This window comes from Paraburkholderia sp. SG-MS1 (genome assembly GCF_012275575.1).
Taxonomy (GTDB): domain Bacteria; phylum Pseudomonadota; class Gammaproteobacteria; order Burkholderiales; family Burkholderiaceae; genus Paraburkholderia.
Genome location: NZ_NPIH01000242.1, coordinates 65,141 through 91,365, shown reverse-complemented (window position 1 = coordinate 91,365; position 26,225 = coordinate 65,141). Strand labels below are relative to the sequence as shown.

Here is a 26,225-nt window from a genome sequence, read left to right as displayed (position 1 = left end):
TCATGGATCGCCGCTGAACGACAAGCAGGCGAGGAATCTTAGTAATTTGTGAGGCCGGCATCGATCAGGTGTTTGATTAGGTCAGCTGCTACCGTGCTCGACGAGTGTCGGGCGTAAACGCGTTCGTAGTTGTTTTCGATCCTGTCGTCCCGATCGGCGTCGGCCAATGCGGCCTGAATCGCGGGGGCGATGTCCGACGCGGCCGTGGAAGCGGCGTACCAAACATTGTCGCCAAAGTGCTCGCGTTGCCAATCCCCATCTACCATGACGAGCGGCTTCTTCACGAACGCGCCTTCGAGGCACGAGCGCCCCGGCGGATCGAAGCTCGGCTCCGCCACCACTAGTGCGTTGGCGAGCGCGGATCTCAATAGCGCGCTGCACGGCTGGATAAACGGCAGGAAGTGGATGCCGCGATGCGCTTCGCGCATGCACTGCCGGTTGTATTCCTCGTCCCTGAAGCCGCCCACCATCAGGCCGTTCATCTCGAGGCCGTTGAGCGCCCTGATGAGTTCGAGCTGATTCTTGACCGGTTCGATCAGGCCGAGACAGAGCACGTAATCCGACACGTCGCACACCGTCGGCAGTAAATCTTTATCGGCGGGCGCGAGGAATCGGTCAGATATGCCTGAGCCGACGAGGACGCACTTGCCCGGCTCGACGGTGATGTAGGTGTTGAAGTGATTCATCTCGGCCGCCGACTTGAAGAGCAGCCGGTCGGCACGCCGCGCGATAGCTTCGATCCGCGCGATTTCCGCCGCGTCCGGCGGACTCAGCCACCAGACATTGGGCCACACGAACAGCTTTTTGCCCTGCTGAACGGTCTCGCGAATGATCGCCTCTCCGTCTGCATGAACGGAGAAATGCATCACGGCGTCGTAGAAGCGCAGCGGCCGGCTGCGAATGCCATAGATGTCGGCCTGTACTCCCGAATCGTTGAGCAGTTCGGCGACCTGCACGAGTTCTGACTCACCACCACCGCTCGTCATGAACGCGGTGCTGTGAGTGGTCAGGAGAATCTTGAAATGCATATTGCGGGCTCCGTCCCGGATCGTTCAGTATCGGGGCGCTGGCGCCGTCTGCCGGCACTGCGCGGAGATAAGTCCGCGACCGCCAGCGAAACAGGTCCAGGCCATTTGTCCGTTTGTCGGCAGGGACTTAATTTTACGCCAAATCACGGCGCAAACGGCCCCCTCGGCGATACCGCTAATGCCGGTCGCACCTCTGCCTGGAGCGCTTCGCGCCTCGAGACCGGGGGAGCTGGAGCGCATGCGCCGCTCGCGAGCGGGCACCGCCATCTATCGACTCCTGACGGGCGGAGTGCACCTTACCGGGCGCGGCTGCGCCTGTGCGCAGGTCGACGGCGAATATTTTGTAAGCAGGCGTAAATGCAGAGCGCTACAGGCTTCCGCGATAATGGCGTGGCGGCGATACTTGCGCGTCAACCAAGGTGAGTTAGACTTTGCAGCGCATCGGGAAACGAAGAGCGCGCTTTTTCGTTTCCATCGTCAAGCATGGCCTCCACGTAATCCACCAAGCCGGAGACGTAAGATGTCGGCATCGACCGAACTTCTCGATTCACTTGCAGCGCAATACCCCGAGATTGCGGATCTCATTGCCGAGCGCGATAAATACCGCGACGAGCTTCGCGTCCATGTTCCGCATTTTTCAAATCTTGGCGATGTGCGCCCCGGCCATTACTACTCGCCGATCCCTTCGATCCCCGACATTCAGAAGGACGAAGCACGTCTGTTCGGCACCGTTTCACGCACGCTGCCCGGGATCGAGTTCAACGAGCAGGCCCAGGTGCAGCTCGTGAATCAGTTTGCGGACAAGTACTACGGCGAGATGCCGTTCGAACCGCACAAGAAAGACGGCCTGCGTTTCTACTTCGAAAACGTGATGTTCTCTTACGGCGACGCCACATCGCTGTATTGCATGATTCGTCATCTGCGGCCGCGCCGCATCGTCGAAATCGGCTCGGGTTTTTCGTCCGCGGTGTCGCTCGACACGAACGATTTGTTCTTCGACGGTCAGATCAAGTGCACCTTCGTCGAACCGAACAACGAACGGCTGCTGTCGCTGCTCACCGAGAAAGACAAGGTCACTTCGAAGATCGTCAAATCGCTCGCGCAGGACGTCGACCTGTCCGTGTTCGCCGAACTCGAAGCCAACGATATTCTGTTCGTCGATTCGTCGCACGTCAGCAAGATCGGCAGCGACGTCAACCGGATCGTCTTCGAAATCTTGCCGATGCTGGCGCCCGGCGTGCACATCCATTTTCACGACGTGTTCCTGCCGCTCGAATATCCGCCGCAGTGGATCTACGAAGGCCGCGCGTGGAACGAAGCGTATCTGCTGCGAGCATTCCTTCAATACAACAGCGCTTTCGAAGTCGTGCTCATGAATACGTTCATGGGTCACTTCCATGCCGACCTGATGAACGAGCGGATGCCGCTCTTCATGCGCAACCCCGGCGCGAGCTTCTGGATCAGAAAGAGCCGCTAAGCGCAACGCATCACGTTTTTACGGGCTTTAAGGAGAGTTTCGGATGACCCCGACGAGCGAGCTTGAGCATCGTATCGAAGGCGCAAGCATGCGGGCCGGTTTGCTGGACGGACTTCGCACGATGAAAGTGGCCAGCATCCCGATACCGGAAGTGTTGCCCGGCACCGTCATCGTCAAGGTGAAGAGTGTCGGCATCTGCGGTAGCGATCTGCACGCTTACAGAAACGTCGATGCCCATCAGACCTTCCCCAGCGGCCACGAACTGAGCGGCATCGTGGTCGAAACGGGCGCGGGCGTAAGTGCAGTACGCGTCGGCGAGCGCGTCACGATCGACATGGTGCTGGGCACCGCCTGCGGCCGTTGCGAATACTGCAAACTCGGCGCGCCGATCCATTGCCGCGCACGCGAGTTTCCGTTCGGCGGCGGCTTTGCCGAATACGTGCGCACCAAAGAAGCCGGCGTATTCGCGCTACCCGATGCGGTGGACAATCATCTGGGCGCGATCGTCGAACCGGTGGCCGTCGGCGTGCACGCGTGCCGCAAGATGCGCATTGTGCCTGGCATGGTCGGCGTGGTCGTCGGAGCGGGCACGATCGGATTGGCGGCGCTGGCCGCCGCGCTGGACGCCGGCGCGGAACGCGTCTATGTGGTGGCGAGGCACACGGCGCAGGCACGCGCGGCGCTGGCCATGGGCGCCACCGCGATCCTGCCGGCCGATCGCGCGGAAGCGCTCAAGGTGGTCGAGCAGGCGACCGGCGGATTGGGTGCGCACTTTGCGATAGAGGCCGTCGGCGGCACGGCCGACACGTTCGATTTCACCTGCCAGTTCGTTCGCCCTCTCGGTCAGGTCGCGGTACTCGGCGCCTTCGACCATGGTTTCAAGAACATTGAAATCATCGCGCCGCACATCAAGGAACTCACGATCTACCTTCCGAACTGCTACGGCTGTATCGATGGCGAACACGACTTCGCCGTCGCCATCGATCTGCTGGCGCGCAGGGGCGATACGCTGCGCGCGATGATCACGCACGACCTGAGCCTGGACGATATTCAGGAAGCCTTCCAACTGGCCTGCGACAAGCGTTCGGACTCCATCAAGGTGCAGGTTCATATGTAGCGGGATAGCGGGCTTAGCGCACAGCCGGAACAGATGTCAACACTGCAAGATGTGCCATCCATGACGAGGAGGCAACATGGCGAAGGACGACAACATCGAAGTTCGGAACCGGAGGCGCCACCGCCTCCTGAACGGGCTGAACATTCCGGAAAACGTAGGCGTCGAAATCGGCCCGCTCTGCTGGCCGCTCGTGCGGCGCAGCGACGGCGGCGAAATCATCTACGTGGACCACACGGACACGCCGCACCTTCGCGAGAAATACAAGGACGATCCGCATCTCGATGTCAACGAAATCGTCGAAGTCGACGCGGTGTGGGGACGCAATACGCTGCATGAAGCGATCAAAGGCCGCTATGTCGATTATGTGGTGGCCTCTCATGTCGTCGAGCACGTTCCCGATCTGGTGACCTGGCTAAGGGAACTGGCGGCCGTCCTCAAACCCACCGGCGAAGTGCGTCTCGCCGTGCCCGACCGGCGTTTCACGTTCGACTATTTCCGCCGCGAAAGCCGCCTGCCGGAAGTGCTGGCGAGCTATATCGCCCGGGCTCGCGTGCCGCAGCCCTATTCGGTGCTGGACCATTGCCTCGACGCCGCCGACGTCTCCACTGCGCAGGCGTGGCAAGGCCGGATCGATCCCGTTTCGGCCAAGCGGCACCATACGTGGCAAGGCGCGCTGCACCTCGCACGCGATGCCTACGAGAACGGCACCTATCACGACGTCCATTGCTGGGTGTTCACGCCCCGGTCGTTTGCGAGACTCATCGCCGATCTCTGCAAGATGGAGTTGCTCGACTTCGCGTGTGAAAGTTTCTGCGACACGCTTCACAACGACATTGAATTCTCCGTCGTCATGAGACGCTCGCGCGATCGCGACTATATCGCGGATAGCTGGCGGCAAATGGAGCAGGCGGCCAGCAACGCGACACCGGCCATCCCGTTCTGGCGCGCACGCCGCAAGCTCGACGAATTGCGCTCGGGGCAAGACTTTTGCAACCGCCTGAACACATCACGCGTATGCGGGCAACGCAGCGAGCTGGACCCGATCGAACCCATCGCGCTGCCGCCGGGATTCGAGCCGCGTGAATATCTTGCCGCCAATACGGATGTGGCCGAGGCGGGGATTGAGCCCGCCGCTCATTACCAGCACTTCGGCTGGCATGAAGGGCGAGCGATCCGCTAATGCGTGGTGCCGACGGCCAGTTCGCGAGTGGAACGATGCGGGCAAGTCCCTGTCGGGCAGGCGAAATGCTAGGATGGCGCGCTCATACCATCCACACGCCCGTAGCATATGCACCCTACTGAATCTGTTGAGCGACCGTCGCAATGCCGCCAGGTCGCGATATGCATTGCGATCGTCATACTCGCGCCTCTGCTCGTCAAAGCACCGCTGCTGTTCGGCATTCTGATCGCCGATCCGGTCGCGCTTTACAGCGGACTGGCCACCGGCGTACAGGCAGGCCCGATGGGCGGCTTTCCGCCGTTCCCGACCATCGACCCGAATATCGCCTTTACTAGCCACGCGCTCGGCTACCGGGCGGCACTCGATGTCCTGTCCGGCCATCTGCCGTGGTGGAATCACTTTGAAGGCGTCGGCGCGCCGCTTGCGGGCGAAATGCAGGCGGCCGCGCTGTCGCCGCTGAACCTGTTGCTCGCGCTGCCGAACGGCCAGCTCTACATGCATCTCTCGCTGCAGATCCTCTCCGGGGTGGCGACCTGGGCGTTGCTGCGCAAGCTGGGGTGCGCGCCGTTCGCGGCCTTGGCGGGTGCTCTCGCGTACGAATTCAACGGCACGTTCGCGTGGCTCGCCAACGCGATCGTCAACCCCATTCCGTTTCTGCCGATCGTGCTGCTCGGCATCGAAATGCTTCACGAGCGCATCGCAGCGGGGCGCCGCGGCAATGTCGCATGGGTCGTCTTCGGTATCGCCGCTTCGCTGTATGCAGGCTTTCCGGAGGTCGCGTATCTGAACGGCCTGCTGATCGTGGTCTGGACGCTGGTGCGTTCGGCATCCCTGCCGCGCGCCACGCGCCTGCGCTTCCTCGTTCACGTCGGTGTGGGAGGCTTGGCCGGGGTGGCCATCGCGGCGCCCGTGCTGCTCGCCTTTTTCGATTTCCTGCCGCTCGCCGAAGCGGGGGGCCATGCGGGCGATGGCTTCGCGACCGTCTATATGCAGCGCTCGACCGTGCTCGGCACCTGGATGCCCTACGTGTTCGGCGGCATTTTCCAGTTGCCGGGCATCGAGGGCTTCTGGGGGGCGATTGGCGGCTATGCCGGCTGTGTGCTGACCGTGCTCGCCCTATATGGCATGTTCGGCAAACGGCTGCGCAGCTTGCGTATCGCGCTGGCGGTGTGGGTCGTCGTGACGCTCGGCATGACCTACGGCGTGCCGGGCATTCACGCACTCGTGCGGGTGATTCCCGGGCTGAAGCTCGCCGCTTTTTTCCGGTATTTCCCGCCTTCGTGGGAGCTTGCACTGTGTGTCCTGTCTGCTCTTGCGCTGACTGACCTCAACACGCACCTCCGCCCGGTGCGTCTGAAGCTCGCGGTGGTGGCTACCGCGCTTGCCTGCGCACTCAGCCTGATCCCGATGGTCCAGCACGGCGTCGTGCCGGTGGGCACCATCGCGCGCGGCGGCGCCATCTTCGGCATCGCAATCCTCTTTACGCTGGCGATCATCGCGTGGCGCGCCAAGGAGATGAGATCACCGAGCACCGTGCTCGCCACCGTCCTGATCATCGAGAGCGTGGTGTATTTCCTCGTGCCGACGCTGAGTCATCCGCGCCATTCGACCGTGCACCTCGCTGGCGTGAAGTATCTGCAAGACAATCTGGACATGAACCGCTTCGCGACGTTCGGACCCATCGCGCCGAACTACGGCTCGTATTTCGGCCTGGCTTCGATCAACTACAACGATCTGCCGGCGCCCGCGGACTGGACCCGCTACATCAACGCGCATCTGGACGCCAACCAGGCCCCGATCCCCGGCGTTTCGCGGATCGACCCGAAGGGGCCGTCCGCGGCGGACAGCCTGGTCACGAATCTGGATTCCTACCGGGAAATTGGCGTGCGCTACGCGTTGGTGCCGGGCGACATCAGCAAGTCTCCCGATTTTGCCGGTCTGCGAAACTACCTTGCCAACACGCCGAATCCGCGACTCAAAGAGGTGTATCACGACGAGGTGATGCGGATTTTCGAACTGCCGTCGCCGGCGCCTTACTTCAGCGCGCCTGACTGCACGTTGGCACCGAAAGATCGCAACCTGGTGCTCGCGCAGTGTGACGCGCCGTCGAAGCTGTCCCGTCTCGAACTGTTCATGCCCGGGTGGCGCGCCACCGTGAACGGCGCCGCTGCGCCCGTCGTGCGCAGCGGAGAAATCTTCCAGAGCGTCGAGCTGCCGGCGGGCCACTCCGAGATCCGGTTCTCGTTCCTGCCGATGCACATGAAGTGGGCGTATCTCGCCTTCATGCTCGGCTTCCTCGTGTTCGTCATCGACGCGCTGCTCGGCCGGCGCAATCTGACGGCGCGAACCGTGGCCTGATTCCGCTACGTTGGCCGCCTTCTTCAGGCGGCCTTCGGAGCTCTTTCGGGCCGCCAGGGGCCTTGAGGTAAAATTGCACGAACGGCGCGGCTTCTCGAGCGCCGCTCTCCGTCCGCAGGCGACCTTCGCCCACGACAAGACGCACAAGACGCCACCTGAAAGCATCCCTAGAACATGGTTGAGACCCCCGTTATTCGCATCGCTGTCGTCATTCCCTGCTACAACGAAGCCGCTGCAATCGGCACCGTCGTGCGCGACTTCCGGAAGAGCCTGCCCACGGCCGACATCGTCGTTTTCGACAACAACTCGAAAGACAACACGGCCGAGGTGGCCCGCGCAGCCGGAGCCCAGGTCATTGCCGTGCCCCTGCAAGGCAAGGGCAACGTCGTACGGCGCATGTTCGCGGACGTCGATGCAGACGTCTTCGTGATGGTGGACGGCGACGCGACCTATGATGCGGCGGCGGCGCCGATGCTCATCGATCTGCTGGTTGAGAACAAGCTGGACATGGTCGTCGGCTCGCGTCTGAGCGACGAAGAAACCGCCTACCGGCTAGGTCACCGCTTCGGCAATGTGTTGCTCACGCAATGCGCCGCGACGATTTTCGGCAAGACCTTCAAGGACATGCTGTCGGGCTATCGGGTGTTTTCGCGCCGCTATGCGAAGACATTTCCGGCTCACTCCAAAGGCTTCGAGATCGAAACCGAACTGGCCGTTCATGCGCTGGGCATGCGCATGCCCGTGGCGGAAGTCGAAACCCGCTATTCGTCGCGTCCGGAAGGTTCGGAAAGCAAGCTCAACACCTATCGCGACGGTTTCCGGATCCTGATGATGATCCTGAAGCTGTTCAAGTCGGAAAAGCCGTTTGCTTTTTTCACGACCGGCTTCGCGATCTGCACACTGCTCTCCATTGCGCTGGCTATTCCGGTCTTCACGACTTACATCGAAACCGGACTCGTACCGCGCATTCCGACGTTCATTCTCAGCAGTGTGCTGATGTTGCTGGGCGCCATCCTGCTGATCTGCGGCATCGTTCTCGACACCGTCACGCATGGGCGCAACGAGTTGAAGCGCATTGCCTACCTGGCCATCCCCGCTCTGCGCTCCGGGAGCCGTAGTGGCTAGGTTGCACGGCGAATTCATCCGCTTTGCGATTGCCGGCGCGATCGGTTTCGCCGTCGATGCAGGCGTGCTCTACGCCGCGCTCGCGCTCGGCCTCGGACCCTATGCGGGGCGCGCGATCTCGTTCATCAGCGCGGCCTTCGTGACCTGGCAGATCAATCGCCGCATCACGTTCGCCGCGAACGAAGACGTGTCACTGTGGCGCGAGTGGTGTCAGTATCTCGCCGCGATGTCGCTCGGGGGCGTGTGCAATTACGGCGCTTATGCGGCGGCGCTGCATGTACTGCCGCATGGCCCGGCGAGCCCGTTGCTGGCCGTGGCCGTCGGTTCCATCGCCGGCATGTTCGTGAACTTCGCCACCGCCAAGCTGTGGGTGTTCAAGGGAGCGCCGCAAAAGGGCGCGAAGTAAGCCTCTCGCGCCGGTCGATCGACGGGCGCCCGATCATCCATCGATCCCGATCCGGCCGCGCTGAGCGTGGCCGGATGCCTATCGCACCGCCATCGCCCACTACCGCGCGAGTACCTCTTCGTAGAGTTCACGATACGCATTGCCCAGCGCCGGCCCGGAGAAAAGCCGCTCATACCGCTCACGCGCCGCCGCCCCCATCTTTTGGGCAAGCGCCTCATCCCGCACGAGTTCGTTGACCGCCGCCGCAAACTCCACCGGCGACTCGGGCGGCACCACGAAGCCCGTCACCCCATGCTCGTTCACATACGACGTGCCCGAGCCCATCTCGCAGCAGACCATCGGCTTGCCGAACATTTCCGCCTCGACGAGCACCATGCCGAACGCCTCCGAGCGCAAATGCGACGGCATCACCAGCGCACGGCAGCCGCTCAGCAACGCGACCTTCTCTTCGTGCGACACCTGCCCCGCGAACACGATGTTCGACGCGCCCACCTGCTTCGCCAGCTCCGTCAGCCGCTCCATTTCCGGCCCCGACCCGGCGATGACGATCTTGCAGCCGATCGACGGCGCCGCCTCGATCAACGTGTGCAGTCCCTTGTAGTAGCGCAGCACGCCGAGCGCGAGCACATACGGCTCGCTGCCGAGCTTCAGCCGCTCGAGGCATTGCGGCGCGAAACGGCCTTGTTGCGGATCGTCACGATAGTCGATGATGCCGAGCGGAATCGCCTTCAGACGCTCACTGTCGACCACGCTGGTCAGCACGGCGCTGCTGCGCGCGTAGACGGCCGAGGTGGCCACCACCGCCGACATCGAACGCAGCATTGAGCGCATCAATGGCCCGTATACATAGCCGAGCGCGCGCTGACGCACCACGTCGGAGTGATAGGTCATCACTGCCGGCTTTTTCACGCGTCCCAGCAGATGCAGCACATCAGCAAACGGCCACGGAAAATGGAAATGCAGTACGTCGGCCTGTTCGGCCTGCGCGCGATACTGCCGCAGCGACTCAAAGCCGCCAAGGTCGCACGAAGCAGGCGCGGCCCATGAGCGCGAGCGCGTCACGACGCCTTCGGGAAACTGGATGTCGCGCGGCACCGGATTGGGCGACAACGTGAAAATCCGCGGATCGACCCCGCACGCGCGCGTCGACAGGCTGATCTGGCGAATCGCTTCCTGAAGTCCGCCGGGCGGGTCGGGAAAATACGTGCGATAAACGTGAAGAACTTTCATACCCGCGCCGCTCATGCAACCGCGTCCAGCGAAGCCGGACTGCCGTTGCCGGCGGCATGACCGCCAAACGTAATCCGCAGCATCTTGTCGAGCCGCGCTTCCCACGTGTTCTCGCCGACCGCCGCGCGTGCTTCGTCCGCGCTCAGCTTGCCGCGCGCCAACTGCTTTTCGATGGCCGCGACGAACGCGTCGACATCGCCGCCCACTTCGAGACCCGCACGCGGCTCTTTCGCGAAATCGAGCGGGGTCGACACGACCGGCAGACCGGCCGCGAGGTACTCATAGAACTTCATCGGAAACATCGAACGGGTGTAGTCGTTGAGCAGCGTCGGCAGCACGCCGACCTGCATGCCGCGCAAGTACTGCGGCAGGACGAGATACGGGCGATAGCCGAGCAGATGCACGTTCGGCAGGCGCGCCAGTTGCGCGAGCAGTTCGCTGCGCTGCCCTTCACGCTCCTCGCCGATGATGATCCACTGCCAGTGCGGCCGCGCCTGCGCAGTTTGCAGCAGCAACGGAAAGTCCACCTTGAAGTCGGACAGCACGCCGTGATAGACGAGCCGCGGTTCGGCAATCGCGGCAAGCTCGGCGGGCACCGGACCTTCGCTGCGCGCCTCGCCGAAGTGTGCGTCGTCCACCACGTTGCCAAAAAAATGCGTGTTGCGGTTGAACGGCAAGCACACTTCTTTCAGCGACATCGCGGTCGTGAACACGGCCTCGCAGCGGCCGAGCAACGCTTGCTGCGCGTTGCGGAACGCCACGACGTCGACGCCCGGGATCTCGGCGATATCGTCGACGCAGTGATACACGAGCGGCCCGCGCGGCAGCGTCCCGATCGCATCGAGCATGTACGGGTGATACGTCCAGACCACCGGCTTCGTGAAGCACCGCGATCTCGCGAAGCGCGTCACGGAAAAGCGCAGCAACGCCTGGTTCAACGCGCGCACGAACGGCAGGTGATGGCCGGCCGGCACCATCAGCGGCGACAGCACCCAGACGTTGTGCGCGCGCCTTGGCGGCCCCAGCACGAGTGACTGCACGCCGCGCCAGAGACGGCGCCACAGGCGCGACCAGTCGCGGCCGCTGCCCACCTTCGGCGCGCGAAAGCCGACGCTCTCCACATAGAGAATCCGCCAGCCGCGCGTGGCGAGAATGCTTGCCGTGTGCTGCTTGTTGGTCCAATACGGTTCGTCCCAGTCGGCGGTGGAAAACAGTACGCAGTCCCGGGCGGCCAATGCGCTGTCGTTGCGCTTAGCCTTGCCCTCAACCAACGAACACCTCGACCGAGCCACCCTGCAGACTCTGGACGATCCGCTGCGATGCCAGCCCGTCGCCATACGGATTCGCGCGATTGCGCAACGCGGCGCGCCGCGCCGGATCGTCGAGCCAGCCGCACACCGCGCTTTCGATACTCGCCGCGGCCTGGCCGGCCAGCGTCGCGAAGCCGGCGTCGACCCCTTCGCGGCGTTCGGTGTGATTGCGCATCACGACCACCGGCACGCCGAAGGTCGGCGCTTCTTCCTGAATGCCGCCGGAGTCGCTCACGACGACCGCGCTGCCGCTGATCAGATAGAGGCTCGTCGGATAGTCGACCGGTTCGATCAGCGCGAGGTTCGCGATGCCGTCGAGCTCGCGATGCACCGGCGCGCGCACGGACGGATTCAGATGCACCGGGAACACCCAGCGGTAGTCGTTATAACGCTGACAAAGATCGCGCAGCACGCGACAGATGTCCTGCAGCACGTCGCCGAAATTTTCCCGCCGATGGCAGGTGACCAGCACGTGCTGCTTCTGCGCACCATGCCATGCGGGCAGCGGACTTTGCGGCGGCCTCGCGTTCCAGCTTTCGCGCACCGCGCCGATCGCATCCACCACCGTGTTGCCGGTCACGACGATCTTCTCCGCGCTCACGCCTTCAACGAGCAGATTGCGGCGCGCCAGTTCGGTGGGCGCGAAATGCAGCGTCGCGATGCGGCTCAGCAGACTGCGGTTCGCTTCCTCGGGGAACGGGCTCGCGAGATCGCCGGTGCGCAGGCCTGCTTCGACGTGACCCACGCGGATGCCGCGATGAAACGCCGCGAAACCGGCGCAAAAGGCGGTCGTCGTGTCGCCCTGGACGATCACCCAGTCGGGTCGCACTTCGTCGAGCGCGCGGTCGAGCGCCGCGATCAGGCGAGACGACAATGCGTTCAGCGACTGCCCGGGGCTCATCGTATCGAGCGTGATGTCCGGTTCGATGCCGAAGAACTGCAGCGCCTGCGCGGCCATGTCCTTGTGCTGCCCGCTCGCGCAAACGACCGTGTCGAACTCGCCGCGCAAGGCGCGCACGACTGGCGCCAGCTTGATCACCTCGGGCCGCGTGCCCATCACCACCATGACTTTCATTGCAGTGCTTTCCCCGACTCGACCTGCGTGTGTGCGCCCCGGAACTCGACGCCGAGCGTCAACGGGGTCATTTGACTGGAGGGTGTGACGACGCGAAACGCGCCGCCCTCTTCGATGATCTGCGTGAGCGATCTGACGCGCAGAAAGTCGAGCGCGGCGTCCTCGTGCAGGAACAACGGCTGACGCGCCTTGCTGCGCATGTACGCGATGAACTGCTCGTGCGCTTCGATCCGCGACGCCTCGTCCTTCCACCCGTATGCATAGCGCTCGGAGAATGGATGGTCGAGATAGCCGAACAGCGTATGGGTCGCGTAGGCGTAGTCGAAGGCCTGCTTGAACACGGCGAGCGGATCGCCTTCTTCGAGCATGCATTCGCCATGCAGCATGCACTGCTGGCTGTGGCCGATGAAGCCCCTCGGCATGCCGGCCAGCGCGCCGCCGCGTGCGGTCAGAAACTCCGGATCGTTGCGGATGATCCCGCCGACGCAGCCGTCATAGCCGGCATCGGCAAGGCCACGCATGGCGTACGGCGGCGACTGGTGAAACGGCGACACCGCGTAACGGACCGGCACGCCGGTCACCGCCTCGATGAATTGCGCCGACTGGCTGCCCTCGGCGAGCGCGCAGTCATAACTGCCGCCCCAGTTCGGCGCATGCGTGGCCGTGTGCGACAGCACCGCGCCCTGTTGGCGGTCGGCGAGCAGTTCGCGAAGAATGCCGTGATGTTCGGTGCGAGCGAGGTTCTGCGAGTTGACGGCGAGACTGAACGGCACGCCCATGCGCTGATACGCTTGCCACAGCGGACGCGCCGACTCGATGTCTTCGTCGCAATCGAGCCGCGACGTGATCGCCGCGTCGTAGCCCCATGGCAGCTCGCTCAGCACCGGCTGACACGGCAGCGTGTGCGCGCGGTAGCCCGACAGGAATTGCTCGACCATGCGCCATTCGAACGAATCGCAGGGGCCGACCGGCCGGTTGAACCACAACACGCTCGAACCATCGACATCCCACAGCGCTGCGTAGGCGAACTGCCGCTCGCCGGCCACCTCGACCGCTGCGAGTTCCGCTTCGGCGGGCACCTGTACCGCTTCCCGGAGCGACCAGATCGAGCCGTCGCAACGAATCGCGCCGTAGCCGAGGTTGTTCCACTCGTCGGTGAAATCGAAGCGCTCGAACGGACGATGCCACGGCGCGCCGCCAAGCGTTTGCGCGAGGGCGCCGTAGCGCACCGCCGCCGCACTCTCGCGCGACGCATGCGCCGGCGCCGCCGCGCTGCGGCTCGCGGCCGGGAGGTCCTCCGGCAAGCCGGTCGCCCGATAGCGGAGCATATCCGCGAGCGCGCTCGGCATGTGGCCGAACACCACCAGCTTGCGCGGCCGCGCGCGCAACCAGGCGATCAGGTCCGCGCTCCAGCCATCGGGCGCGTCGACCGCGACCACGAGGTCCGGCGCGCGCTCACGCACCGTGCTGCGCGTAATCGGCTGCGCCTGGGTCTCGCTCACCGAGCGTTGCAGCGCTGCCAGTGCGTACTGGCCGGCTTCGACCGCCGCGTTCGGAAACAGAACGCCGATCATGCGCTCACCACGTGACGGAACTTCGCGCGGCTGCCGACCCGCACGAAATCGTCGTGGCCGACGTAGGCGATAGTGAACGCGTCCTGCCAGAAGTGGCGCAGCTTCGCGGTCGTCTCGTCCGCGTTGGCCGACGGTTCGAGCACGATGCGCAAGGTCGGCGGCGTCGTGCGCAGATCGATCTGGAATTCCTGAATCCCGCCGACGCGATGGTCCAGCATGTCCTGGATGTGATGGGTCGGATGCGCGACGCCGTTGATCGGCACCACGTCGTGAATCCGCCCAACCACGTCAGTCAGAAAGAAGCCTCTGGACGTTTCCTGCACGCGCGCGAGGTCGCCGGTCGCGTAGCGGATCAGCGGCATCAGTCTGTTGCGGAAACCGGTAAACACGAGTTCATGCGCGCCGTCCGGGTTGTCTTGCGCGACGCGGCTTTCCGGCCATCCTTCCGATTCGAGAATCTGGAAGCCGCCTTCATGGCCGTCGAGTTCGTAGGCCATCACACCGAGTTCGGCGAGACCATAGCGGTCAATCACCCGGCAGCGCAGTGCCGACGCGATCATCTCGCGCGCATGCGGTTCGAGCAGCTCGCCGCTCGATTCGAACACCTGGAAGGCCTTGCCGCCGCCGTACTTGCGCTGCACGTAACAGGCGAGCGCGTACATGGTCGATGGATGCGAGTGCGCGAGATACGGCTTGCGACGCTTGAGCGTGCGCCACATCTCTTCGAGGCCCTGATCGTCGATGCGGTCGAAGAAAATGTTGCTGCGGTTCATCGCGAAGCATTTGAAGTCTTCGCGCGACGGCCACTCGGGCACTGCCTGGTCCGGAAAGCGGCACGCGAAGTGCAACTCCGAGCGATGCCGCAGCTTGCCGATCCGCTCACGGCAGTAGCTGGTGACCGCGGACGAGTAATCCGCGCCCTCCTGATCGTAGTAGATCGTCGTGGAGAGCCCCGTCGAGCCGCCGGTCTTGCACGCGTGATGCCCGCCCGCTTCGAGCGGCCCGGACAGCAGGCGCGGCCCCTGCTCGCGGATGATGTCCTTGGTCAGATACGGCAGTTCTTCCAGATAACGCGCGTCCTGCCTGACCTTGACCGGCTCGAACTGCAAAGCCTTGAACAGGTCGCGGTAATACGGGACCTGCGCGCCGGCGAATTCGAGCATGCCGGCGAGGCGTTCGAGCGCGATGCGGCGACGATGCGGCATCGGCAGCGTGTAGTGCTCGCGCAGTTCGCGGATTTTGGCCCGCACGTTGCGCTTTTCGCGGTTCTCGGCAATCGGATACGCGATATAGCCGCCCGCGAAACCCTTCAAGGTGCGCAACGGCTGACGCACGAGCAGGGATTCGGAGTAGCGCAGAAATGGGTGATTAGCTCGCATGAAGTTCGAACCTTGTTACGCCTGTGGCGCGTCTATGTCGCGCCGCGGGACGCGCCTCTGGTGTGCGCTTGTGGGTTACGCCTGTCCGGCTCGCGCCGCACGCGCCGCGACGCACTCGCAGGCGCCTTTGTGGCAATGATTGTAGGGGCCGCGAAGCCTCGCCGGGAAACGGCAAATTCGCCAGGCACGGCGCACGTCAGGCAATGCGTGCGACGGACGACGGTGCGATGTCCGGCACCGTACCGTACCCTTCGCTGCATCCGCTCGGGACGGCAGCCCGTGCTGTCAGTGCGGCAATTGCGCGGCCTGGCTGACGAGCGGCCCGTCGCTTTCCTGGGGTGGGCTTACCGGTTCGTCCGCGACCATCCGGCCGTGCTCCATCGAAATCTTGCGGTTGCACACGCGCGCGACCAGCTTCGGATCGTGCGACGCGACCACCAGCAGCGCGGCCTTGCCGACGAGGCTTTCGAGCCGCTCGGCCGCCTTGATGCTGAACTCGGCGTCGCCCACGCTCAGCCACTCGTCCATGATCAGGATGTCGGCCTCGACGCTGGTCGAGATCGCGAACGCGAGACGCAGCATCATCCCGCTTGAATAGGTGCGTACCGGCAGATTCAGGTAGTCGCCCAGTTCGCTGAAATCGGCGATCTCGTCGATCTTGCTGCGGATACGCGCCGGCTGCAGGCCGTCGAGAATACCGCGCAGGTAGATGTTCTCGAAACCGGTGGCGTCCGGGTCGAGACCCATCGACACGTCCAGCAGCGATGCGATCTTGCCCTGCACCTTCAGTTCGCCGCGCACCGGCGCGTAGACACCCGAGAGCGTGCGCAGCAGCGTCGTCTTGCCGGAGCCATTGTGGCCGATCAGACCGACGCGCTCGCCTTCGGTGAAGCTGAAGCTGAGGTCGTCGATCGCCCGGACGATCGCATGGCGGCCTGCATCCTGGCCGATCCGGCCACCCGTCGTCAGATTGAGCACCGCTTTTTTCAGCGAGCGGTGAGAGTTCTCGTAAATCGGAAATTCGACGGAAATGTTACGAGCGACAATGGATGAAGAACTCACAATATCAAAGCCAGTAAGGAACGCGATTACGGAAACGTTTCATCAGGAATTGCGCGAACGCAAAGCCGACGATCAGCAAGCCGATCGACCAGGCCCACGATTCCCAATGGGTCGGACGGTTGGTGAGCGGCGCACGCACTGTTTCGATCAGGTGATACAGCGGGTTGTATTCGGCGACCCACGCGCGGTCTTTCAGAATCTCCGGCGACCACATGACCGGCGTGAAGAAGAACACGACCTGGATCAGGTTGGTGACGATCGGCGGAATGTCGCGAAAGCGCGCGCACAGCACGCCAAGCGTCACACCGAGCCACACGCCGTGCAGCAACAGGATCAGCAGCGCGAACGGCACCAGCACGAACTCCCAGCCGGGCCAGTGGCCGAAGATGAGCAGCAGCACCACGACCACCGGCAGGCTGTGCAGCAGGATCACGAAATTGCGCCATGCAATCCGGCACACATGGACGGTGAGCGGCAGACGGATCTGCTTGATCAGATACGCGGCGCTGATGAAAGCCATGCAGCCTTCATTGGCGACCGAGGCCAGATAGGCCCACACGACCAGCCCCACCGCGAGATACGGCAGATAGTCGGAGATTTCCTGGTGCAACAACGTGGAGTACAGCGCACCGAGCACGACGACCATGATGACCGTGCTCAGCGTGAACCAGAACGGCCCGAGCACCGAGCGGCGATAGCGCTGCCGGATGTCGTGCCAGCCGAGCGTGCCCCACACGCGCACCGATTTCATCCCGACCATCAGGTCGTCGTTCTCGGTGTGACGCGTCAGATCTTTCGAGTCGTTAGTAAAGCTGATATCCATCTCAAGTACGTCCGTAAATGTCTTCAAAGCGAACAATGTCGTCTTCGCCCAGGTATTCGCCGCTCTGCACTTCGATCATCACGAGCTCGACCACGCCGGGATTTTCGAGGCGATGTTTGTGGCCCGCCGGGATATAGGTCGACTGGTTGGTGGACACGAAGAACTCGCTGTCTCCGTTGACGACCTTGGCCATGCCGCTCACCACCACCCAATGCTCGTTGCGGTGATGATGCATCTGCAAGCTGAGGCTCGCGCCCGGCTTGACTTCGATGCGTTTGATCTTGAAACGCGTCCCCTCTTCGAGCACCGAGTACGTGCCCCAGGGGCGATGCACCGTGCGATGCACCTTGTAGGTTTCATGGCCGCGCGACTTCAGTTCGGCGAAAATCTGCTTCACGTCCTGCGCGCGGTTTTTATCTGCGATCAGCAACGCGTCGGGCGTGTCGATCACGATCAGGTTGTCGACGCCCACCGCGCCGATCAGTCGCTCGCCGCCGCGCACATAGCAGTTCTTCACGTCGATCAGCAACGCTTCGCCTTCCACGCGATTCCCGCACGCGTCCGCCGGCGACAGGTCCGAGAGCGCGGTCCACGAGCCGACGTCGGTCCAGCCGATGTCGCAACGCACGACCGCCGCGTGTTCACACTTCTCCATCACCGCGTAGTCGAACGAGAGGTCCGGCACCGCGCCGAAGCTGCCCGGTTCAAGCCGCACCTGCGCGCCGTCCTTGCCGGCGGCGGAGGGTGACTTCTCCATGCACGCGCTCGCCGCGTCGAGAATGTCCGGGCAGTGCTGCCGCATTTCCTTCAGGATCGTGCCCGCGGTAAAGCAGAACATGCCCGAATTCCACACGAACCTGCCCGACGCCAGATATTCGCGAGCCTTGTCGAGCGACGGCTTTTCGACGAAGCGCACGACCTCGCTGCCATTTGCTTCGATGTAGCCGTAACCGGTTTCCGGGGTCTCAGGATGCACGCCGAAGGTCACGACCTTACCCGCTTGCGCAAGCTGCTGCGCTTCTGCGACCGCCGCCGCGAAGGCAGCCTGGTCGGCGATCAGATGATCCGCGGCGAGCACCAGCATGACGGTTTGATCGCCGTGCACGCTGGCCGTATGCAATGCCGCCGTGGCAACCGCCGCAGCCGTATTGCGGCCGAACGGTTCGAGGATGAACGAAGTGGCGTAGCCTTTCCCGTTCACTTCGCGGAAATCGTCTTCGGTCTTGAAGAACAGATCGCGATTGGTTACCGTCAGCACTTCCTTCACGCCGGGCAGCGCCACCGCGCGCAGGAAGGCTTTTTGCAGCAGGCTTTCGCCGTCCGCGAGCCGGATGAACGGCTTCGGGTGCAGTTCGCGCGACACGGGCCATAGTCTCGACCCCGCCCCGCCACACAGGATGATCGGTAACAAACTCACAGCGTCCTCTCAGTACCGTATTTATTACGCGGCTCGTGGCCGCACCGGTGATGGCCAGTCGGCACGACCCTCGAACCACGCGGGTCGTACGGCCATACGCGCGCCGTGACTGTTCGCGCGCCCTACCCATCGGCGGACCGGCGCGAGTCTCCTTCGTCGAACGATATTCTACCCCCGCCCCCTTTCGCTATCGTCAGACAGCGCCGGGGGGCGGCGTTGCAACAGCAAGCGGCGGAGCAAGCCCGGCGCCTCGCGCATCGCATCACAAAAGCCCATGCCGAAACCGCGCGTCAGGAACGAGCGGCGGGCGACTTCGGAAAACCGTCCGTCAGACACAGCTTCAGCGCGTCGCGCCAATGCGGCGCGGCGACGCCGAACACACGCGCCAGCTTCTCATTGGACATTCTCGAATTGGCGGGACGTGCGGCCGGCGTCGGATAGTCGGCCGCTGGAATCGGCAGCGTGTTTGGCTTGTTCGGCAGGTCGGCGAGTTCGAAGATCGCCGATGCGAAGCCGTGCCACGAAGTTGCGTCGCCGGCGCACAGGTGATAAACGCCCGAGCGCTCGCTCCACCACTTCGCGCTGTCTTCGGCGGCGAAGGCCTGCGCGCTCAGGTGCGCGCTCAGTGTGGCGATCGTGTTGCACCACGTGGGCGCGCCGAACTGGTCGGCGACGACCTTCAATTCAGGCCGCTCGGCGCCCAGGCGCAGCATGGTGAGCAGAAAATTCTTGCCGCGCGTGCCGTACACCCAGCTCGTGCGCAGCACCAGATGATTCGCCCCGGATGCCGCGATCGCCTGCTCGCCCGCGAGCTTGCTGCGCCCGTAGGCGTTTTGCGGATCGGTCGGATCATCCTCGACGTACGCGCCGTCCTTCTCGCCGTTGAACACGTAATCGGTCGAATAGTGGATCAGCGCCGCGCCCAGCTTCTTCGCTTCCTCGGCGAGCACACCCGGTGCTTCGCCGTTGATGCGCATGGCGAGGTCGAACTCCTGCTCCGCCTTGTCCACCGCGGTATAAGCCGCGGGATTGACGATCAGCGCGGGCCGCACGTCGCGCACTACGGCGCGAATCTGATCGGGATTCGAGAGATCCAGCCGCGCGCGGTCCACCGCGACCACGGTGCCGAGCCCTTGCAGCGTGCGCGCAAGCTCGTACCCTACCTGGCCGTTCACACCGGTGACGAGAATTGTCCGCGTGGCATTGTGTGCGCTCATCCGGCCACCCCCTTATGCGTAGACTTCGGCATCGGCCAGACGCTTGCCTGCCGCGTCTTTCGCGGCCAGCAGCGGCTCGAAGTCGAACGGCCATTCGATGCCGATCGCCGGATCGTTCCAGACGATGCTGCGCTCGTACTCGGGGAACCAGTAGTCGGTGGTCTTGTAGAGAAATTGCGCCGATTCGGACAGCACCACGAAGCCATGCGCAAAACCGGGCGGCACCCACAGTTGCCGCTGGTTCTCCACCGACAGATGCACGCCCACCCACTTGCCGAAATTCGGTGAGCTCTTGCGGATGTCGACGGCCACGTCGAACACTTCACCTTCGACCACGCGCACCAGCTTGCCCTGCGCATTCTGGATCTGGTAATGCAGGCCGCGCAGCACGCCCTTCGCCGAGCGCGAGTGGTTGTCCTGCACGAACACGACGCCTGCCTCGACCTTCTCGGCAAACTCGAGCGCATTGAAGCTCTCGAAGAAAAATCCTCGCGCATCGCCGAACACCTTCGGCTCGATGAGCTTGACTTCGGGCAGCGCGGTAGCGGTTACCTGGATGGCCATGCGACGTGATCCGTAAGAATGTTTTGCAGATACTGCCCGTAGGCGTTCTTGGCGAGCGGTTTGGCGAGCGCCAGCAGTTGCTCGTCGTCGATCCAGTTGCACCGGTACGCGATTTCTTCCGGACAAGCAACCACGAGACCCTGGCGCTTTTGCAGCGTCGCGATGAACGTGGCCGCTTCGATCAGCGAATCGTGCGTACCCGTGTCGAGCCACGCGTAACCGCGGCCCATGATCTCGACGTTGAGCGCGGCATTGGCGAGGTAACGCGAGTTGACGTCGGTGATTTCGAGCTCGCCGCGCGGCGACGGCTTGATGTCCGCCGCGATATCGCAAACCTGCCTGTCGTAGAAGTACAAACCGGTGACCGCGTAGTTCGAACGCGGTTTGGCCGGCTTCTCCTCGATCGACAACGCGCGGAACTGCTTGTCGAATTCGACCACGCCGTAGCGCTCCGGATCGTGCACGTGATAGGCGAACACGGTGGCGCCTTCGTCCTGGTGATTCGCGCGTTCGAGTTGCTTCGCGAGATCGTGGCCGTAGAAGATGTTGTCGCCGAGAATCAGCGCCGACGGATCGTTGCCCACGAAGTCGCGGCCAATGATGAAAGCCTGTGCGAGACCGTCGGGCGAAGGCTGCACCGCGTACTGGATGTTCATGCCCCACTGGCTGCCGTCGCCGAGCATCGCTTCGAAACGCGGCGTGTCTTGCGGCGTGGAGATGATCAGCACGTCGCGAATGCCCGCCACCATCAGCGTGGACAGCGGGTAGTAGATCATCGGCTTGTCGTAGACCGGCAGCAGTTGCTTGGAGACGACGTGCGTGATCGGATACAGGCGTGTGCCCGATCCGCCCGCGAGAATAATGCCTTTGCGCGCCATTGCCGTGCCTTTACGCGCGCTGCGCGTAGTTGGTCTCAACCCACTTGCGATATTCGCCCGAGGCGACTTCGTCGGACCAGGCCTGATTGTCCAGATACCACTGGACCGTCTTCGCGAGCCCCGTCTCGAACGTCTCCGCCGGCTTCCAGCCGAGTTCGCGTTCGAGCTTGCGAGCGTCGATGGCATAACGGCGGTCGTGGCCCGGACGATCCTTCACATACGTGATCTGATCGCGATACGAAGCGCCCGCCTTCGGACGCAGTTGATCGAGCAGGTCGCACAGCGTGTGCACGACTTCGAGGTTCTTCTTCTCGTTCCAGCCGCCCACGTTGTAGGTCTCGCCCGGCGTGCCGCGCGCGAGCACTTCGCGGATCGCGCTGCAATGGTCGCCGACGTACAGCCAGTCCCGCACGTTCTGACCGTCGCCGTAGACCGGCAGCGGCTTGCCACCGAGCGCGTTGGCGATCATCAGCGGAATCAGCTTTTCGGGGAACTGGTACGGGCCGTAGTTGTTCGAGCAGTTCGTCGTGAGCACCGGCAGGCCATACGTGTGATGGTAGGCGCGCACGAGGTGATCGGAGCCCGCCTTGGTCGCCGAATAAGGACTGTTCGGCGCATACGGCGTGGTTTCGGAGAATTGCGGATCGGTAGCGGACAGCGAGCCGAACACTTCGTCGGTCGACACATGCAGGAAGCGGAATGCTGCCTTATCGCCTTCGCCGAGCGTGTTCCAATAGCTGCGGGTGGCTTCGAGCAACGTGAAGGTGCCGACCACGTTGGTCTGCACGAAGTCGGCCGGGCCGTGAATCGAACGATCCACGTGGCTCTCGGCGGCGAAGTGCAAAACGGCACGCGGCTTGTGCTCGGCGAACAGCGCGTCGAGCGCGGCGCGATCGCAGATATCCACGCGCGCGAAGACGTGTTTGGGATTGCCCTGTTGCGACTTGAGCGTGCCAAGGTTGCCAGCGTAGGTCAGCTTGTCTACGTTGAGCACCGCTTCGTCGGAGGCATCGAGCCAGTCGAGCACGAAATTGGCGCCGATAAAACCGGCGCCGCCCGTTACCAGGATCATGAAATTCCCTTTTAGATGTTAGTGGCAGGTCGGAATGGGCTCGCCGGCCTGCTCACCCCGGTGGTGTTCCGATTCTGCAGGCGCCCCTCGTCTCCGCCCTTGACGTAAGCAGACGCTCAGACGCCAATTTTATGATGCCCCGATTATAAAGCCGCCCCCGGCAAAAACTAGCAACCCTAACAACTTGAAACAGCTTGACAAGTTTGGTTGCCGTTGACCTGAATTATGAGATTTTTGGTGTGAAACGCTCGCGCCAGCCGGTATGGCAGACCGCGTCCAGGCGCGCGGGGCGGTGCCGGCCAGGCGGGAAAAATGGCGCGCGGCATGGCGCGCGGCGAGCGACGCGCAACGATCGGAAAGCGACCGTCAGGCACGCGTCCCTGCGGGAAGTGGCAGGCGCAGGCGCATACGCGGCGCAATAACAGACTGCAATCAGCCGGCGATAAGCAACGCAAATAGCGATGTGAGCGCTAACCGGGGATGCCGCGCGTTATGCAGCGAGCATCCAACGCAGCGTATCGATGAACGGAATCGACTCGACCGCCGGCACCAGCGCACGCAATTTGGCTGGCGATCCGGCCAGCACCTTCACGTCGGTTTTGCGCACGAATGCGGGATTGATGCGGACTTCGAGCTCATGCCCGGTCAGCTCGCTAGCGGCCGAAAGAATGCTGCGCAACGTGTAGGGCGTGCCGGTGCAGACGTTGACGATGTCTGATGCGGCGGCGGAATCGAGCAACGCGTCGTACGCGCTCGCCACGTAACGCACGTCCGAGAAGTCACGCGCGACGTCGATATTGCCGAGTTCGATCGACGGCGCCCGGCGCGCGAAATGCTCGACGATCTTCGGCACGAGGAAGTTCGGCGCCTGGCCGCGGCCGGTGTAATTGAACGGACGCACGATCAGGATCGACAAGCGCTCGAACCATGTACGCACCATCGTTTCCATGGCCGCCTTGCTGGCCGCATAGTGATTGACCGGCGTGAGCGGACAGCTTTCGTCGATTGCTTCGCCGCTCACATTGCCGTAGACGTTCGCGCTGCTAGCAATCAGCACCTTGCGCGGCGTATGGCCGACGGCGTCGCACGCTTCGAGCAGATTCAGCGTGCCGAGCACGTTGACGCGATAAAAGTCGAGCGGATCGCTATGGCCCACGAAGCTGATCGCGGCGAGGTGCACAAGGTAGTCGGGCCGTGCGGTTTCGATCACGCGGCGGCAGGCCTCCGGCGACGTGATGTCGAGCCTGAGCCGCGTCGGCGTTTCCGGTTCGTCGCGGCTGGCCGTCGTTTCGATGACGGTATGGCCGCGGCCGAGCAGCTTTTCAACCAGATAGCGGCCGGTAAAGCCGCTCGCACCGGTGACGAGCGTACGGATAGGTGGCTTCGCATGAATAGACGACATGCATTCTCCGTTCACGAGGGTCATCCTGTTGTGTTGCAATATCGCGCGCGGTGCATGCGAAGCCGCCTGCTAGCGGCGACCGGCGCGAAATCGGAGCATCAAACGGGCTATTATGTCACGCTAGCATGTTGCACTGCTCAACGCGGCACGCCTCGTGCGTCACCGCGAGTATCGAACCGCACCGACTCCTTGATGACACCCTCCACCGCTTCCTCTTCTTTGGTCCCTTTGGCTTTCGGCGATCTGCAGGGCTGCCGCAAGCCCTTCCAGCAATTGCTCGCCAAGGCCGCGCCGCCCGCCGGTACGCCGCTGTGGTTCGCGGGCGACCTGATCAACCGGGGCTCCGAATCGCTCGCCACGCTACGCGACGTGATCGCGCTCGGCGAGCGCGCAGTGCCGGTGCTGGGCAATCACGATCTGCATCTGCTGTCCGTGTCGGCGGGGATTCGCAAGTCGAAGAAAGGCGACACGATCGACGAGATTCTCGCCGCACCGGACGCCGCCGACCTGCTCGACTGGGTGCGCCACCGCCCGCTCGCCTATTTCGAGAACGGCATGCTGATGGTGCATGCGGGCGTCCTGCCGCAATGGGACGTGAACTTGACGCTCGAACTCGCCGACGAGTTGCAACGCGCATTGCGCGCGCCGAACTGGAAGGAAACGCTTGCCGGTTTGTACGGCAATGAGCCCAACCGCTGGAAGCCGGGCCTCAAGGGCATCGACCGCTTGCGCGTGACGTGCAGCGCGTTGACGCGCATCCGCTTCTGCAATGCGGAAGGCGCGATGGATTTCAGCAGCAGCGGCACCTTGAACTCCGCGCCGTCGGGCTGCGTGCCATGGTTCGACGTGCCGTCGCGCAAGACCGCGGACGTCACCGTCGTGTTCGGCCATTGGGCCGCCCTCGGTTTGCTGATGCGAGAGAACCTGATCGGACTCGATTCGGGTTGCGTGTGGGGTGAGAAACTGTCCGCGGTGCGGCTTGCGCAAGATCCCGCGGAACGCACGCTGACGCAGGTCGACTGCGAGTCGTGCCGCGTGCCGGGCGGCGGCAACTAGACCTGTGCGAGCTGGTGCGCGGAGAATGGGCCGGAGCGCCGGACAGAACGTCGAAGCAGCCGCCAGCGCAAGTCGCGAGGTCCGGCGTCAAACCGCGCGCTTAAGCCGGCACCCAGCCAGACATCAAGCCGAATGACCCGACCGGTCGGCGGGCTCGATCAGCGCCCCCGTCGCAGCGGACAATGCGGTCTCTTCCGCCACGACCGCTCCCGCTTTAGCGGTGCCTCGCTGCATCTCCCGCAATGTTTCGCCGATGATCGCTTCCGCTTGCGCGGCCAGGGCTCGCCGGTCCGCGCCCGGTGCGAGCGGCTCGCCCACATACACGTGCGCGGTCAGCGGGCCGCCGCGCAACAGCAGGTTCAGCGAATCGGCTAGCGACAGGTCGTCGATATACGCGGGCGCGGTGGACTGCCGGCCCTGCGCGTCTTCATACATGATGCACAGCGGCTGCACGGGCGCCGCCGCCGACACCGCCGCCTGGAACATATTCGCGTGAAACGGCAGCAGCGCGAGTCCGTCGGACGTGGTGCCTTCGGGAAACACGCACATGAGCTCGCCCGCGCTCAGACGGTCCGATAGCTCGTGCATGATCCGCTTAGCGTCGCTGCGCTTCTCGCGCTGGATGAACACCGTATCCAGTTGCTGCGCGAGCCAGCCGACCACCGGCCATTGCCGGATCTCCGCCTTCGACACGAAGGGCGTGGGCCGCCACGCATTGATCACGTAGATGTCGATCCACGAGATGTGATTGGCGACCACCAGCGCGCCGCGCTCGAGCCGTGCATTGTCGTTATGCACGACGAGCCGCATGCCGCACAGGCGCAGCATCTTTAGCGACCACGCGCGATTGAGCGCGTGACGCCGTTCAGCGCCGGCGCCGGGAAAGCGCGTCGCCACGGTCCACATACCGTGCAGCAGATGCGCGATCAGACGGGCTTTGCGTAACGCGAGCTTCATGGTCGGAGCGTTCCGTGACTGGGCAATGGCCGTGCGTGCTATGAGGGACAGGATGCCGTGGCGATCAGCGCTGCTCGAACGCGAGGTGACCGGATACGATGGTCGCCCGCACGCGCGCCGGCAGTTCGTAACCGAGGAAGGGCGTGTTGTGCCCCTGGCTCTTCAATGCGCGTGGCTCGACGCGCCAATGCGCGTGACGGTCGAACACGCAGAGGTCGGCCACCGCGCCCACCGCGATGCGGCCGGCCGCGTTCAGGTCGAGCACGTCGGCCGGCGCCGCCGTGATGCGGTTCAGCGCCTTGGCGAGCGGCACGTCCGCTTCGTCGGCCCATTTCACCGTCAGTGACAGGAACAGTTCCAGCCCGGTTGCGCCCGGCGTGGCTTCGGCGAACGGCAGCAGCTTTTCGTCATCGTCGACCGGCGTGTGGTCCGAGCAGATCGCGTCGATCGTGCCGTCGACGAGACCCGCGCGGATCGCTTCGCGATCGCGCTGCTGACGCAGCGGCGGGTCGAGGCGG

General features: G+C 63.7%; 23 protein-coding genes. 7 read left to right on the top strand and 16 right to left on the bottom strand.

What is annotated here, in order from left to right:
• Nucleotides 1–38: 38 nt before the first annotated feature.
• A complete protein-coding gene (locus CIC12_RS24000; protein ID WP_168667631.1) occupies nucleotides 39–1,028 on the bottom strand; it encodes a glycosyltransferase in 990 nt (329 codons plus the stop codon).
• 520 nt (nucleotides 1,029–1,548) lie between these two features.
• On the opposite strand from CIC12_RS24000, the gene CIC12_RS23995 reads away from it, so the two are divergent.
• From CIC12_RS23995 to CIC12_RS23970, 6 genes are all read left to right on the top strand, one after another.
• Complete coding sequence (locus CIC12_RS23995) at nucleotides 1,549–2,505, top strand: class I SAM-dependent methyltransferase (RefSeq protein WP_168667629.1); 957 nt, start codon at nucleotides 1,549–1,551, stop codon at nucleotides 2,503–2,505.
• Between the two features lie 43 nt (nucleotides 2,506–2,548).
• Entirely contained in the window at nucleotides 2,549–3,622 is a 1,074-nt protein-coding gene (locus CIC12_RS23990) for a zinc-dependent alcohol dehydrogenase (protein ID WP_168667627.1), read from the top strand.
• A gap of 76 nt (nucleotides 3,623–3,698) precedes the next feature.
• Complete coding sequence (locus tag CIC12_RS23985; protein ID WP_168667625.1) at nucleotides 3,699–4,802, top strand: methyltransferase domain-containing protein; 1,104 nt, start codon at nucleotides 3,699–3,701, stop codon at nucleotides 4,800–4,802.
• Between the two features lie 108 nt (nucleotides 4,803–4,910).
• Nucleotides 4,911–7,160, top strand: a complete 2,250-nt coding sequence (locus CIC12_RS23980; RefSeq protein WP_168667623.1) for a YfhO family protein — start codon at nucleotides 4,911–4,913, stop codon at nucleotides 7,158–7,160.
• 174 nt (nucleotides 7,161–7,334) lie between these two features.
• Nucleotides 7,335–8,285, top strand: a complete 951-nt coding sequence (locus CIC12_RS23975; RefSeq protein WP_168667621.1) for a glycosyltransferase family 2 protein — start codon at nucleotides 7,335–7,337, stop codon at nucleotides 8,283–8,285.
• Entirely contained in the window at nucleotides 8,278–8,691 is a 414-nt protein-coding gene (locus CIC12_RS23970) for a GtrA family protein (RefSeq protein ID WP_342030564.1), read from the top strand. The genes CIC12_RS23975 and CIC12_RS23970 overlap by 8 nt, the downstream gene beginning before the upstream one ends.
• 99 nt (nucleotides 8,692–8,790) lie before the next feature.
• Here CIC12_RS23970 and CIC12_RS23965 read toward each other — a convergent pair whose 3' ends face one another.
• The 13 genes from CIC12_RS23965 to CIC12_RS23905 all read right to left on the bottom strand — a co-directional run bounded on the left by CIC12_RS23965 (nucleotide 8,791) and on the right by CIC12_RS23905 (nucleotide 23,694).
• Nucleotides 8,791–9,921 carry a glycosyltransferase gene (locus CIC12_RS23965; RefSeq protein WP_168667619.1) on the bottom strand — a complete coding sequence of 377 codons (1,131 nt, stop codon included), beginning with the start codon at nucleotides 9,919–9,921 and terminating at the stop codon, nucleotides 8,791–8,793.
• Nucleotides 9,922–9,932: 11 nt separating this feature from the next.
• Nucleotides 9,933–11,156 carry a glycosyltransferase gene (locus CIC12_RS23960; RefSeq protein WP_238812859.1) on the bottom strand — a complete coding sequence of 408 codons (1,224 nt, stop codon included), beginning with the start codon at nucleotides 11,154–11,156 and terminating at the stop codon, nucleotides 9,933–9,935.
• A 28-nt stretch (nucleotides 11,157–11,184) separates the two neighbouring features.
• Complete coding sequence (gene wecB, locus CIC12_RS23955) at nucleotides 11,185–12,306, bottom strand: non-hydrolyzing UDP-N-acetylglucosamine 2-epimerase (RefSeq protein ID WP_168667615.1); 1,122 nt, start codon at nucleotides 12,304–12,306, stop codon at nucleotides 11,185–11,187.
• Nucleotides 12,303–13,880, bottom strand: a complete 1,578-nt coding sequence (locus CIC12_RS23950) for a polysaccharide deacetylase (RefSeq protein WP_168667613.1) — start codon at nucleotides 13,878–13,880, stop codon at nucleotides 12,303–12,305. The genes wecB and CIC12_RS23950 overlap by 4 nt, the downstream gene beginning before the upstream one ends.
• Entirely contained in the window at nucleotides 13,877–15,259 is a 1,383-nt protein-coding gene (locus CIC12_RS23945) for a phenylacetate--CoA ligase family protein (RefSeq protein WP_168667611.1), read from the bottom strand. The genes CIC12_RS23950 and CIC12_RS23945 overlap by 4 nt, the downstream gene beginning before the upstream one ends.
• 285 nt (nucleotides 15,260–15,544) lie before the next feature.
• Nucleotides 15,545–16,321: an ATP-binding cassette domain-containing protein gene (locus CIC12_RS23940; protein ID WP_168667609.1), complete on the bottom strand. Its 777-nt coding sequence runs from the start codon at nucleotides 16,319–16,321 to the stop codon at nucleotides 15,545–15,547.
• Nucleotides 16,322–16,325: 4 nt separating this feature from the next.
• Nucleotides 16,326–17,144: an ABC transporter permease gene (locus CIC12_RS23935; protein ID WP_168667607.1), complete on the bottom strand. Its 819-nt coding sequence runs from the start codon at nucleotides 17,142–17,144 to the stop codon at nucleotides 16,326–16,328.
• A 1-nt stretch (nucleotide 17,145) separates the two neighbouring features.
• Complete coding sequence (locus CIC12_RS23930; RefSeq protein ID WP_168667605.1) at nucleotides 17,146–18,561, bottom strand: mannose-1-phosphate guanylyltransferase/mannose-6-phosphate isomerase; 1,416 nt, start codon at nucleotides 18,559–18,561, stop codon at nucleotides 17,146–17,148.
• Between the two features lie 290 nt (nucleotides 18,562–18,851).
• On the bottom strand, nucleotides 18,852–19,778 hold the full coding sequence (rfbD, locus tag CIC12_RS23925) for a dTDP-4-dehydrorhamnose reductase (protein ID WP_168667603.1): 927 nt from the start codon (nucleotides 19,776–19,778) through the stop codon (nucleotides 18,852–18,854).
• 12 nt (nucleotides 19,779–19,790) lie between these two features.
• A complete protein-coding gene (rfbC, locus tag CIC12_RS23920) occupies nucleotides 19,791–20,342 on the bottom strand; it encodes a dTDP-4-dehydrorhamnose 3,5-epimerase (RefSeq protein WP_168667601.1) in 552 nt (183 codons plus the stop codon).
• Nucleotides 20,327–21,220 carry a glucose-1-phosphate thymidylyltransferase RfbA gene (gene rfbA / locus CIC12_RS23915; RefSeq protein WP_168667599.1) on the bottom strand — a complete coding sequence of 298 codons (894 nt, stop codon included), beginning with the start codon at nucleotides 21,218–21,220 and terminating at the stop codon, nucleotides 20,327–20,329. Before rfbA ends, rfbC begins: the two co-directional genes overlap by 16 nt.
• A gap of 10 nt (nucleotides 21,221–21,230) precedes the next feature.
• Nucleotides 21,231–22,292 carry a dTDP-glucose 4,6-dehydratase gene (rfbB, locus tag CIC12_RS23910; protein WP_168667597.1) on the bottom strand — a complete coding sequence of 354 codons (1,062 nt, stop codon included), beginning with the start codon at nucleotides 22,290–22,292 and terminating at the stop codon, nucleotides 21,231–21,233.
• A gap of 490 nt (nucleotides 22,293–22,782) precedes the next feature.
• Nucleotides 22,783–23,694 (bottom strand): GDP-mannose 4,6-dehydratase, encoded by a 912-nt coding sequence (locus tag CIC12_RS23905; protein ID WP_168667595.1) that lies wholly within the window; start codon nucleotides 23,692–23,694, stop codon nucleotides 22,783–22,785.
• A gap of 192 nt (nucleotides 23,695–23,886) precedes the next feature.
• Between CIC12_RS23905 and CIC12_RS23900 the strand changes: the two genes are divergently transcribed.
• Nucleotides 23,887–24,750, top strand: coding sequence for a symmetrical bis(5'-nucleosyl)-tetraphosphatase (locus CIC12_RS23900; RefSeq protein WP_168667593.1), 864 nt, complete (start codon nucleotides 23,887–23,889; stop codon nucleotides 24,748–24,750).
• Nucleotides 24,751–24,873: 123 nt separating this feature from the next.
• Here the strand turns inward: CIC12_RS23900 and CIC12_RS23895 are convergent, their stop codons facing one another.
• Together CIC12_RS23895 and CIC12_RS33330 are read right to left on the bottom strand one after the other, a co-directional pair.
• Complete coding sequence (locus tag CIC12_RS23895; protein WP_168667591.1) at nucleotides 24,874–25,707, bottom strand: lysophospholipid acyltransferase family protein; 834 nt, start codon at nucleotides 25,705–25,707, stop codon at nucleotides 24,874–24,876.
• 64 nt (nucleotides 25,708–25,771) lie between these two features.
• Nucleotides 25,772–26,225 (bottom strand): amidohydrolase family protein (locus CIC12_RS33330; protein ID WP_238812858.1); only part of this gene is annotated, 454 nt, incomplete at its 5' end.